This is a genomic window from Sorangium sp. So ce204, assembly GCF_051526795.1.
Classification (GTDB): domain Bacteria; phylum Myxococcota_A; class Polyangia; order Polyangiales; family Polyangiaceae; genus Sorangium; species Sorangium cellulosum_B.
Genome location: NZ_CP150317.1, coordinates 9,008,296 through 9,020,249, shown reverse-complemented (window position 1 = coordinate 9,020,249; position 11,954 = coordinate 9,008,296). Strand labels below are relative to the sequence as shown.

The following is an 11,954-nucleotide window of genomic DNA, read 5'->3' as shown; positions in this document are numbered from 1 at the left end:
TCATGCGCACGTTCGATATCGTCATCATCGGCAGCGGCATCGCCGGCGGCTTCCTCGCGCGGCAGCTCCGCCTCGCGTGCCCCGACCTCGGGGTCCTCGTGCTCGAGGCCGCCGAGGCGATGGAGGACTACAAGGTCGGCGAGAGCACGGTGGAGGTCGCGGCGAACTACATGGTTCGCCGGCTGAACCTCGGCACGTACCTCTACCAGCACCAGCTGCCGAAGAACGGGCTCCGCTTCTTCTTCGACTCTCCGGGCAAGGATCTCCCGCTGCCCCGGATGAGCGAGATCGGCTCCGACCACATGCCGTTCCACCCGAGCTTCCAGCTCGAGCGCGCGCGGCTGGAGCGCGATCTCGTGACCATGAACCGCGCCGCGGGCGCCGAGGTCGAGCTCGGCGCCAAGGTGGTCGACGTCGCGATCGACGGGCGCGGGCGGCACACGGTCGTCTACGAGCAGGGCGGCGAGCGGCGCGAGGTCGCCTGCCGCTGGGTGTGCGACGCCTCCGGGCGGCGGCACGTGCTCTTCCGCAAGCTCGGCGTGAAGGTGCACAAGGAGGCGCGGCTCAACACGGCGGCCGCGTGGGGGCGTTACCGCGGCGTCGCGGGGCTCGATGCGGTCACCGACGCGGCGTGGCGGTCGCGCGCGCGGTACACGTCGCGCCACCTGTCGACGAACCACTTCATGTACGACGGGTACTGGATCTGGTTCATCCCGCTCGCAGGTGATCTGATGAGCGTGGGCGTCGTGTTCGACAAGGACCGGATCGGCGCGGGCAACGCGCCGGCCGGGGCGCTGCCCGGGCCGCGCACGCGCGCGGAGTTCGAGCGCTTCCTGGGCGCCCACCGCGCCGCGCGCGAGCTGCTCGAGGGGGCGGAGCTCGAGGATTTCCAGAGCTATGCCCACCTGCCGTACCACGCGGACCGGTACTTCTCGACCGACCGTTACGCCGTCACCGGCGAGGCCGGCGCGTTCACCGATCCCTTCTACAGCCCCGGCTCCGATTTCATCGCGACCGCGAACGAGTTCATCACGCAGATGATCCTCTCCGACGTCCGCGGCGATCGCGCCGGGTTCGAGGAGAGGGTCGCGGCCTACGACGCGTACTACCGGTTCAAGTACGACAGCACGCTCCGGCTCTATGAGCGCATGTATCCGGTGTTCGGCAGCTTCGAGCTCTATCGGCTGAAGTATCTCCTCGACTTCAACAACTACTACAACCTCGTCGTCTGGCCGTTCATGGCCGACCGGGTGACGGACGTGGGTTGGATCCGGGAGGAGCTCAGGTTCACCGATCTCGTGCTGCGCGCCCTCTCGACGATGGGCGAGCATTTCGCGTCGCTGGCGAGCGACCTGCGCGCGCGCGGGGAGTACTTCGCGCAGAACGAGGGGCGCTTCGCCAACGGGCTGAACGGCGTCGCGCAGCTGGAGACGCGGCTCGGCCCTGCCATCGACGAGCGGTTCCGGCGGGAGCAGGTCGACCGGGCGTACGGGAGCGTGTTCGCGGCGCTCGTCGAGAGGCGGCTCGGCGAGCGGGGCCTCTCCGACCGCGCTCGCCTCGTCTCGGAGCTCCCTCTGCCGCAGGTGCTCGTGTTCCGGGACATCACGCCCGAGCGGCTGGCGCGCCTCCTCCAGCGCATCGGCGAGCGGATGACGAAGGAGCTCCGGGAAGAGCTCCCGGACGCAGGCATCGAGCGGATCGAGCTCGGCGCGAGCGGCGTGATCTCCGTGACGGGGCCCGCCGAGGGGACCAGGGCGCATGCGGACGCCCTGTCCCGGGCGCGGGCGCTCTGGGACGCCTCGGCGGGATCGCTCGCTCACATCGCCCTCTGAGCCTGCTTTCGCGGGCTCCGGGACCGCGGTCGTCGCCGCCGCCGGCGAGCGCCTCGCGGCTACCTCGACAAACTCCCCGCGGTTTCTCCTGTACCCGCGCCCGTTCCGCAGTATCACAGCGCCCGATGCGGTGGAGAGCAGCAGGTGGGCGTCTGGGTCAGTGGGCCGTCTCCGTGGCGCTGTCGATGGGTGCTGTCGGCGCTTGCGTCGGCGCGGTCGCCGAGGGTGGTGCGCCGCCGCGGCAGGAGCCGCCGGAGCAGGGGTGGATCACGGCGTCGGCGCCCGACGCGGGCGGCGCTCCGCGCTGTCCGCACGGCGCGCTCGAGGATCCGCACCGTGGCTTCGTGCGTTGCCTCGAGCCGGGCGAGGCCGATGCCGGCTGGCTCCCGCCGTCGCCGCAGCCCGAGCCGCCCCCTCCCGACGGCGGCGCCCCCCCGCCAGACGGCGCCCCCCCGCCTGACGGCGGTGTTCCTGGCGACGCCGGCCCCATCGACGGCGGCGTGCCTGACGCATCGATCGTGTCGGCCCCGCTCCCTCTCGTGGAGATCAAGGAGCCCGAGTTCATGAACGGCGACGTCCCGAACGTGGCCAAGCGGCTCGAAAAGGTCGCCCCCGACCTGGCGAAGTGTGTTGCCGACCATGGCGGCCTCTCTGGCGCGTCGGGCAGCATCAAGATCCAGTTCCTCGTCCGGGTGCGTGGCCGTGCCGAGGGGGTCGAGATCCTCGACTCACGTGGCGTCACCTCCGACGCGCAGCGCTGCATCCGTCAGTTCCTCAAGAACAAGCCCATCGGCACGCCCAGCGCCGACCCCGTGGGCGTCACCGTCTCCCTCTCCCTTCGCGCCCCGAAATAACGACCCGTTACAAAGACCCAACCCGAGGCGTCCCACGCGCAACGCCCCTAGGATCACGATCCCCATCGGCCGCCCCCATCGCTTACAAAGATCACCTTACAAAGAGCCAGGGCGGGCGGGGGTGGTGCGCGAGCGGGCGGCGGGGGTGGGCCCCACGAACCCGAGGGCCGGCCTGCCCCGCAGCGTCCCCCTCTCTGACCGAGTCCCCCGTCCAGCGCGGCATTAGCCCCCCAAAAGGCCCGAGTTCGTGGGGGGACCCCCGCCGCCCGCTCGCGCACCACCCCCGCCCGCCCTGGCTCCGTCGCCCCCTGGGTTGACGCAGCCCCCACGGACTCTATCCTGCCGCGCCGCTGTGCCCGACCCGATGCTCACCCGCGAGATCGCCCGTCGAAAGACGTTCGCGATCATCTCCCACCCCGACGCTGGCAAAACCACCCTAACCGAGAAGCTCCTGCTTTACGGAGGCGCCATCCAGCTCGCCGGCGCCGTGAAGGCCAAGAAGGCGCGCGCCCATGCCGTCAGCGACTGGATGGAGATGGAGCGCGAGCGCGGCATCTCCATCTCGACCAGCGTTCTCCAGTTCCCGTACAAGGGCCGCCTCCTGAGCCTGGTCGACACCCCCGGCCATGCGGACTTCAGCGAGGACACCTACCGCGCGCTGATGGCGACCGACGCCGCCATCATGATCCTCGACTGCGCGAAGGGCGTCGAGACGCAGACGAAGAAGCTCTTCCGTGTCTGCAAGCTCCGGCAGATGCCGATCTTCACCTTCGTCAACAAGCTCGACCGCCCCGGGCGCGACCCGTTCGAGCTGATCGGCGAGGTCGAGGAGGTCCTCGGCATCGGCGTCTACCCGGTCACCTGGCCCATCTCGGCGGGCGGCAAGTTCCGCGGCGTCTATCACCGCGAGCGCAAGCAGGTCTTCCTCTTCGAGCTCGTCGCGCATGGCGCCGAGATCGCCCCGATGGAGGTCGTCTCGCTCGACGCGCCCGAGCTCGTCGAGGCGCTCGACGAGGAGGGCGCCCGCCAGCTGCGCGAGGACATCGAGCTGATCGACGCCGCCGGCGACGCGCTCGATCGCGACAAGCTCGCCCGCGGCGAGGTCACGCCCATGTTCTTCGGCAGCGCCATCACCAACTTCGGCCTGCCGCAGTTCCTGGACGCCTTCATCGAGCTCATGCCCCCGCCCGCGCCGCGCGGCAGCGACAAGGGCCCCATCGCCCCGGACGACGACCGCTTCACCGCGTTCGTCTTCAAGATCCAGGCGAACATGGACCGGGCCCACCGCGACAGGATCGCGTTCCTCCGCGTCTGCTCCGGCCGCTACGAGCGCGGGATGAAGGTGCACCACGTGCGCCTCGGCCGCGACATCCGGCTCACCAACCCGGTGCAGTTCATGGCCCAGGAGCGCACGCTCGTGGAGGACGGCTTCGCGGGCGACATCATCGGCGTCTTCGACCCGGGGCTCTTCCTCATCGGCGACTCGCTCTGCAGCGGCTCGCCCGTGAAGTACGCCGCGCTGCCGCAGTTCCCGCCGGAGCAGTTCGCCCGCGTCGTCATGATCGATCCCATGAAGCGCAAGCAGCTCAAGAAGGGGCTCGAGCAGCTCGCGCAGGAGGGCTCGGTCCAGCTCTTCCGGCCGCCCGAGGGCCGGGAGGGCGAGGCCATCCTGGGGGTCGTGGGCGAGCTCCAGTTCGACGTCGTGAAGCACCGCCTCTCGGCCGAGTACGGCGTCGACGCCCGGATCGAGCGGCTCTCGTTCAGCCTGGCCCGCTGGGTCGAGGGCGAGCCGGTGCCCCTCGCCGAGCTCGAGTCGAACCTCTACGGCTACGGCGCCCTCGACGTGCACGGGAACGCTGTCGTGCTCTTCAAGGGCGACTGGCAGCTCGATGCCTGCCAGAAGGCGTTCCCCAAGGCCCGCTTCGTCGAGCTCGGCGGCTCGATCTCCCCGGTGTGATCTTCGCCGCGCGCGGCCCTCTCGGCCGCGCGCGGATCGCCGCTATTCCGAAAGCAGCGCCGGGAGGTGCCGCACGGAGGGCGAGCCGTGGCTGAGCAGGCGGTCGTGGTAGGCGCGCTCGGTGAAGCCCGGCTTGCGCTCGTGCTCGGCGCGCAGGCGCATCATCTCGGTGAAGCCGTGGAAGTACGTGGTGAGCTGCGCGCTCGTGAGCCGGGCGCGCCGCCACTTGCCGACGGCCTCGCCTTCCTCCTGGAAGGCGTCCTTCGTCATGAGCGAGAGCGCCTCCTCCTCGCCCATCGCGCCCGCGTGCACCCCGTGGTCGAGGAGGGCGTTCACCGACATGCGCAGCACCATCTTCTGGCGCTGCATCCGCACCTTCGGGCCGCCGAAGCCGTGGTGCGCCATCAGCCACTCGGTGTAGACCGCCCACCCCTCGACGAACGGGCCGCTCGAGAAGACCGCGCGGACCTTCGAGGGGAACTCGTTGTTGTGCATGAGCTGCAGGAAGTGGCCCGGCATCGCCTCGTGGACGGTGAGGTCGGCGAGCATGCTCGAGTTGTACTCGCGGTAGAACGAGTCCACGCGCGCCTTCGGCCAGTCCTTCGGCGTCGGCGCGATCGCGAAGAACGTCTCCTGCTTCGCCTCGAGCGGGCCGGACGCGTCGCAGTAGGCGATCGCGACGCCGCGGCGGTACTCGGGCATCTCGATCACCCGGCAGGGCTCGTCCGGGATGCGCACGAGGTCGCGCGCGCGGACGAAGTCGGTCGCCTCCGCGAGGAGCTTCTCGGACGCCTTCACGATGGTCGCGTTCGTCGGGTGATCGGCCGCGAGCGCGTCGAGCACCTTCCTGATCACGGCCATCTTCTCGTCCTGCGCCTCGACCCTCGGGAAGGGCTGCTTCCCGAAGAGCGCCGGCCAGAGCTCCCTCGAGGTCTCGAGCATCTCGGCGTGCGTCGCCGCGAGCAGGGCGCGGGCGCTCGCGACCACGCCGTCGATGTCGATGGTCGCGTCGTCCAGCGTGAACCGGAGCTTCTTCTCGAAGCGCGCGCGGCCCAGCCGGAAGTCGCCGTTGCTCCTCGGGAGCAGGTCCTTCTCGAGGAACGCCTGGAAGCCCTCGAGCGCCGCCGCCGCCGCCCTCGCGGCCGCGTCGAGCTCGGCCTGCTGCGCCGGGGCCGACGCGAACAGCGCCGGGAGCTCGGACTTGCAGAGCGCGATGAGCCCCTTGTTCTGCGCGATCGCCGTCTCGGTGTGGATGCGCGGCGGCGCCGCCGTGAGGCGCTGCTCCGCGGCGCGCACGAGCGCGGGGATGCCCGAGAGGCGACCCCCGAGGCTCCGCAGGCGCTCCTCGAGCGGCGCGAAGCTCCTCGTGATCAGGGGATCGAGCCCGTCGCCGACGAGGCCCGTGTACACCATCGGGTTCCACGTCGCCTCGCGGAGCTCGTCGATCGCGAACAGCCAGGAGCGCAGCTGGTTCTCGATCATCGCCGCGTCGACGCGGCTCTGGACGCCGAGGCGCGCCGCGGGCAGCGCCCCGAGCTCGGCCAGCGCCGCCTCGATCGCGCGCCGGCGCGCGGCCTCGCCCTGCGCGGTGACGTCCGGCCACACGGCGTCGTACCGGTGGTCCCCCGCCTCGGTGGCGCGGACCGGCTCGTCGCGCAGGTACTCCTCGAGCACGCGCGCCGACAAGGCCGCGAGCGCCTGCTCGGCGCCGGCCTCTGCGCCGGCCTCCGCGCTGGATCGCGCGTCGGCCGGGCTCACCACGGCCGCCTTCGTGAGGGGTTGCGCGGGCGCGGCGCGCTCGGCCGGCCCGCACGCGCAGAGCAGCGCGACGAGCAGGGACAGGTGGCCGCGGAGCGATCTGCGGGAGAAAGAGAGCTCATGGGAGAGAACATGGTGTCGCACCTGCGCCTCCTAGCGCCAGCTCGCCGAGAAGGGAACGCGCCGAGCGGGGACATCGGCCTCAGTGCGCGCTGCCGAGCGAGGCCTTCGCGAGGCGGGAGATGCCGTCCACGTCGCCGTGCACCGCGTCGAGCAGCGGGCCGAGCGCAAGGCGGAGCGGCTTCGAGTTCGGGTGCCGGAGGATGCGCGCCATGCTCTCGGCCGCCAGCTCGCTCAGATCCTGCTCCGCGTAGCGATCGACGTGGGCGCTCGACAGCGCGAGGCCCGGGAAGGCGGTGCGGCAGAGCGCGTCGATCAGCTCCCCCGCGACGCCCGCCGCGATGTTCGCGGCGCCCAGCGCGGCCCGGGCCTTCTGCGCGCTGATCGCGCACGACTCCGTGCGCAGCTGGCTGATCACGGGCGAGCCGAGCACCGTGTGCCATCGGGAGAGCTCGGCGGCTCGGCTCGCCTCGAACTCACCCGGCGGCGCCTCGGAGACGGGCAGCAGCGCGGCCAGCTGATCGGCGGCGCCAGGATCGATCGCGACGCGGCGCACGATGATCAGATCGTGCGCCCGCAGGCATCCGAGGAGCAGCCGCGTGGACGCGTCGCGCAGGAGCGGCGCGAGCGCGGCCGCGATCACGGTGGGGGGCGAGCCGATGAGCCCCGGGCTCGACGCCCGCGCGGCGCCCGCTCCGGCGGCGCGGGCGCGCTGCGCGCCGGAGCTCGGCGGCGAGCGCACGCTGATGGGCGGCGGGATGCTCGACGGCGTGCTGCGACCGACGGTCGGCGGCGCGCCGGGAGCCTGCGCCAGGGCGCGGCTGCCGGCCGGCGGCACGCCGGTGGTCCGGCTCAGGCCGCCCGGAGAGGGCTTGTTCGATGGCGCGCGCGCGCCCGCGATCCGCGTGGGATCCTGGACGGGCGGCGTCGGTTCGCCGCGCCGCGACTGCGTGGTGCGCTCGGTCACGACGTGCAGCGCCGCGAGCTCGATCGCGCGGAGCCCCGGGAGGCCGCGCGGCGCGCGGGCCGCGATGGCCGCGGCGAGCTCCGCCTCCTTGCCGAGGAGCGCCTCGCGCTCCGCTGTCTCGCGCAGCAGGTCGCCGGCGATCTGCGCGCACCGCTCCGCGGCCCTGTCCGCGGCGCTCCGCGTCTGCGGCTCCTTGAAATAGAGCGTTAACTTTCCCCGCAGGGTCTCCCGATGCGTGCCCGCCGTGACAACCTGCGACGCGCTCTCGACGTTGGCAGGTTCACGCCCCCCGAAAGGCCAGAATCCCATGAGCCCATTGTCGCGCGATCCTGGGCCCGGGCGCGAGCGCTTCGAGCGCTCGCGCCCTCACGCCCGCTCAATGGCGAGGCGGAACGGAGACATAGCGATTGCCGCGTTCGTAGAATCGCCACGGCTTCTTCGCCCACGCACCTGCATAGTCGACGTTGATGCGAGGCGACCTGCCGATGGGCCCAGCAGCGCCGGGCAGCAGCGAGAGCTGCGCTCCGCAGACATCCATCCCGTACGCGGAGCGGTCGAGCCCCAGCGCCTTGCACAGCTTCCCCGGCCCGTTCGTGAGCTCGATCCGCCCAGGCGCGACGCCTCGCCGGCGGCTCATGAGCGGGAGGCCGATCATCGGCTCGATGGCGCGGATGAGGACAGCGTGCGGCTCTCCCTCCGAGGCCACGACGATGTTGAACGCCCAGTGCATGCCGTAGAGTTGGAACACATACGCATAACCCGCCGGGCCAAACATGACCTCCGTCCGTACGGTCCGTCGCCCGCCTGCGCTGTGCGCGGCGAGGTCTTCCGGGCCGCGGTACGCCTCGGTCTCGACGATGCGTCCGGCGGCGGTGCCCTCGGGCGTCGTGTGGACGAGCACCTTGCCGATGCACGCCCGCGCGACGACGAGCGCGGGGCGAGCGTAGAAGTCACGCGGTAGCGGCGCCGCTCCTTCGAGGAGCGCGGCGCCTTCGCTGGGCGCGCGGGGCTCGGGGGCGGGACGCACGGCGGGCTCCGCGCTCACCCCGCCGGGGGGCGCGCCGCCCGGAAGCGCTTGTCGATGAACGAGAGCACGTCGTCGCGGTGCTTCCTGGCCTGGAGCTCGTGGTGGAAGACCGCCGCGATCTCCAGGGCGGGCGTGACGACGTAGGTGATCCGCCGGGCGAGGCCGATGAGCGGCCAGAGGACGCCGTAGGCGCGGCACACGCTGCGATCGCGGTCGGCGATCATCGGGTAAGGGACCTTCTGCGCCTCGGCGAACCGGCACTGCGTCCTGTGGTCGTCGGTGCTGACGCCGACGATGCTGGCGCCCGCGAGCGCGATCTCGGCGTGGTTGTCGCGGAAGAGCTGGGCCTCGACGGTGCAGCTGGGCGTGAAGGCCTTCGGGAAGAAGTACACGACCGTGCAGAGCCCCCCCTGCGCCGACAGCACGAAGCGCTCGCCGTCGATGGCCAGCGTGTCGATCTCCGGCGCGCGCTCGCCGACCTTCAGCATGCCGACGCAATCTGCCGCAAGTCGCCCCCGTCGTCGACCGTCGTCACCCGTCGTCGACCGTCGTCACCCGTCGTCACCCGTCGTCACCCGTCGATTCCGAGCCGCTTCAGCCTGTAATAGAGGGTCGTGCGCTGCATGCCGAACTGCCGCGCGACCTCCGCCTTGTTCCCTCCGCAGCGTTCGAGGGCGGCGAGGAGCTCCCGCCGCTCGATGTCGTCGAGCTGGGAGCTCAGGTCGAGCCTTGGCCGCGCGCACGCCGGCGCGGCGGGCTCTCTTCCGGCCGGGTCCGCCTCCGGCTCCGCCGGCGCGGCGGCCCTCGGCGCGCGCGCGGGCGGTTCGGCCGGCTGCGCGCGCGCCGTGAACGCGAGGTGCTCGGGCAGGATCACGTCGCCGCGCGACAGGATGGCGGCGCGCTCGACCACGTTCTCCAGCTCCCGCGTGTTCCCTGGCCACGTGTACGCCGCGAGCTTCGCGATCGCCTCCTCCGACAGCGCGGTGGCCGCGCGGGCGTTGCGCCGCGCGACCTTGCGCAGGAAGTGCTCGGCGAGCGCGCGGATGTCCTCGCGCCGCTCCCGGAGCGGGGGCAGCCGGAGCGGGAACACCGAGAGCCGGGAGACGAGCTCGGGCAGCACGCCCGCGCGCGCCCAGGCCTCGTCGATGCCGGGCGTGAGCGACAGCACGACGCGCACGTCGACGCGCGTGGTCTCCGTCGACCCGAGCCGCTCGACCTCGCCGTCGGTGAGCACGCGGAGCAGCCTCGCCTGGAGCGAGGGCGTGAGCGGCGCCGGCTCGTCGAGGTAGATCGTCCCCCGGTGGGCGAGCTCGAGCCGGCCTGCGCGCTCGGCGAACGCGCCGTCGAAGGCGCCTCGCCGCCAGCCGAACAGCTCGCGCTCGAGCGTGTCGCCCCGGAACGCGGCGCAGGTCACCTTGACGAACGGCCGCTCTTCCCGCGGGGAGCCCACGTGGATCGCCCGGGCGACGACCTCCTTCTCCGCCCCTTCCTCGCCCTCGATCAGCACGTGCGTCGCCGCCTTCGCCACCTCGCCGATCCGGGCGGCGACCTCGCGCATGGCCTCGCTCTCGCCGGCGATCTCGCCGAAATCGATCGGATCCCGCTGCTCGCGCTCGAGGTAGCCCGCGTACTGCGCGAGCTGCTCGCGCAGCCGCCGGTTCTCCCGGAGGGTGGCGACCCCGGCGATCGCCTGCCGGAGGATGACGGCGAGCTCCTTCGAGTTCCAGGGCTTCTGGACGTACCGGTCGACCGCGCCCGAGTTCACCGCGTCGATGAGCACCGTCATGTCCGCGTAGGCGGTGAGCAGCACGCCCGCCGCGTCGGGCCGCCGCTCCTTCGCCTGCTTGAGGAACTCGATACCGCTCATCCCCGGCATTCGCTGGTCCGCCACGATCACCGCAGGATCGAGGCGATCGAGGAGCGAGAGGGCCTCGGCGCCGCCCAGCGCATAATGGATCTTGAACGACTTCCTGAAGGCGAACCGGAACGCGTCGAGGTTGTCCTGCTCGTCGTCGACGACGAGGACGTCGAAGCTGTTCCAGTCCAGATCGCGCATCGGGTCGCCCTGCCTCCCAGAGTTACTACAGCTCGGCACGATCGCGACAGTGGAGGTGGCGCGCTCGGCGGCCTTCGCCGCGCTCCCGCCGCGCGCGCCTTCCGCCTTCCGCGTTCCGCGCCTCCCGCGCTGGCCGGGGGGACGGCGCGGCGGCGCTCGGGCGCGTGCGTGTCCGCCTGCGCCCAGGCGGAGGCGAGCGCTCTTCCGACCGCGACGCCGGCGAGGTCGGGCGGATCGATTTCTCCGCCGGCCCGGAAATACGCGGTAAGCTCCGCCCCCGCCCGCGAAGAGGGCGGGCTGGGCGAGCCCCACACGGAGGAAGCCGGATCATGCTCGAGGACGTCATCAAGGAGCTGCGCGAAGGGATCGAGAAGGCCATCGAAGCTCTCCGGCGAGACCTGGCGAAGGTGCGCACCGGGCGCGCGAACGCGGCCATGCTCGACGGCATCCGCGTCGACTACTACGGCGTGCCGACGCCGATCGTGCAGATGGCCACGGTGTCCGTCCCGGAGCCGCGCCTCATCAGCGTCAAGCCCTGGGAGAAGAACCAGGTGAAAGCGATCGAGAAGGCGATCCGGGAGAGCGATCTCGGCCTGAATCCCCAGGTGGACGCGGACCTCATCCGACTCCCGATCCCGCCGCTGACGGAGGAGCGGCGCAGGGAGATGGTGAAGCTGACGAAGAAGAACGGAGAGGACTGTAAAGTTGCCATCCGGAAGCACCGCCGGGACGCGAACGAGATGATCGACTCGCTCGAGAAGGACGGCGACGTCAGCGGCGACGAGGCCGATCGGGCCAAGAAGAAGGTCGACGACGTGGTGGCCGAGGGGACGAAGCTCGTCGACACGGTGATCGCCGGCAAGGAAAAGGACATCCTGGACGTGTGAGCGGGCCCTCGGCCGGGCGGGTGTCGGCGACCGGGCTTGGTCGACCGGAGCGCCGTGCGGCCGCCCCTCCCCGCGGCCCGCGATCGAACCGGGCCCTTTACCGGGCCCTTTGAAGAGGGCGGCGCGGCGGCGTGCGCTGCGCGACATCGCCTGCCGCGCAGCGCCCCAGCCTGTCGTGACGCCGCGCGCGCCGAGCCCGGCCCGGCCTGGCGACGCTTCGCAGCCTCGTTGTCCTGCCCGCGCGCGACCCGCGGCTGCCGCGGGCGACCCCGGCTGCCGCCCGCGCCGGCGCCTGCGTCCGAGCACCTCGGGAGGCGTGCCCGGGACCAGCCCAGCTCACAATGAACCGTCCCGTGAAGCGAAGAAGTGAAAAAGAGGCTTGCGGTCCCCCCGGTCGGAGTCGGTAGGATCAGGAAGGTCGGCGGTTGGGCGTGCGCAGGCGCGACGTGAGAAGGCGTGAGAAGGCGTGAAAGGCGTGAGAAGACGCGCGAAGACT

Annotated in this window: 9 protein-coding genes; 4 read left to right on the top strand and 5 right to left on the bottom strand. The window is 71.9% G+C overall.

Going from position 1 to position 11,954, the window contains the following annotated elements; genetic code table 11:
• The first annotated feature begins 2 nt into the window (after positions 1-2).
• The 3 genes from WMF22_RS33650 (at position 3) to WMF22_RS33640 (ending at position 4,643) form a co-directional block, all read left to right on the top strand.
• Positions 3-1,832 (top strand): NAD(P)/FAD-dependent oxidoreductase, encoded by a 1,830-nt coding sequence (locus WMF22_RS33650; RefSeq protein WP_438032438.1) that lies wholly within the window; start codon positions 3-5, stop codon positions 1,830-1,832.
• Positions 1,833-2,017: 185 nt separating this feature from the next.
• Complete coding sequence (locus WMF22_RS33645) at positions 2,018-2,686, top strand: hypothetical protein (protein ID WP_438032437.1); 669 nt, start codon at positions 2,018-2,020, stop codon at positions 2,684-2,686.
• Between the two features lie 364 nt (positions 2,687-3,050).
• Positions 3,051-4,643 (top strand): peptide chain release factor 3, encoded by a 1,593-nt coding sequence (locus WMF22_RS33640; RefSeq protein WP_437294045.1) that lies wholly within the window; start codon positions 3,051-3,053, stop codon positions 4,641-4,643.
• Positions 4,644-4,685: 42 nt separating this feature from the next.
• Here WMF22_RS33640 and WMF22_RS33635 read toward each other — a convergent pair whose 3' ends face one another.
• From WMF22_RS33635 to WMF22_RS33615, 5 genes are all read right to left on the bottom strand, one after another.
• Complete coding sequence (locus WMF22_RS33635; protein WP_437294044.1) at positions 4,686-6,545, bottom strand: DUF885 domain-containing protein; 1,860 nt, start codon at positions 6,543-6,545, stop codon at positions 4,686-4,688.
• Positions 6,546-6,603: 58 nt separating this feature from the next.
• Positions 6,604-7,797, bottom strand: a complete 1,194-nt coding sequence (locus WMF22_RS33630) for a hypothetical protein (RefSeq protein ID WP_437294043.1) — start codon at positions 7,795-7,797, stop codon at positions 6,604-6,606.
• A gap of 67 nt (positions 7,798-7,864) precedes the next feature.
• Positions 7,865-8,515, bottom strand: a complete 651-nt coding sequence (locus WMF22_RS33625; RefSeq protein ID WP_437294042.1) for a DNA-3-methyladenine glycosylase — start codon at positions 8,513-8,515, stop codon at positions 7,865-7,867.
• Between the two features lie 14 nt (positions 8,516-8,529).
• The gene (locus WMF22_RS33620; RefSeq protein ID WP_437294041.1) at positions 8,530-9,003 is read right to left on the bottom strand and encodes a peroxiredoxin; all 474 of its coding nucleotides are present in this window, start codon (positions 9,001-9,003) and stop codon (positions 8,530-8,532) included.
• Positions 9,004-9,086: 83 nt separating this feature from the next.
• Positions 9,087-10,571 carry a sigma-54-dependent transcriptional regulator gene (locus WMF22_RS33615; protein ID WP_438032436.1) on the bottom strand — a complete coding sequence of 495 codons (1,485 nt, stop codon included), beginning with the start codon at positions 10,569-10,571 and terminating at the stop codon, positions 9,087-9,089.
• Between the two features lie 329 nt (positions 10,572-10,900).
• Here WMF22_RS33615 and frr point away from each other — a divergent pair, with 329 nt between their 5' ends.
• The gene (gene frr / locus WMF22_RS33610) at positions 10,901-11,458 is read left to right on the top strand and encodes a ribosome recycling factor (RefSeq protein WP_012238793.1); all 558 of its coding nucleotides are present in this window, start codon (positions 10,901-10,903) and stop codon (positions 11,456-11,458) included.
• Positions 11,459-11,954: the final 496 nt, after the last annotated feature.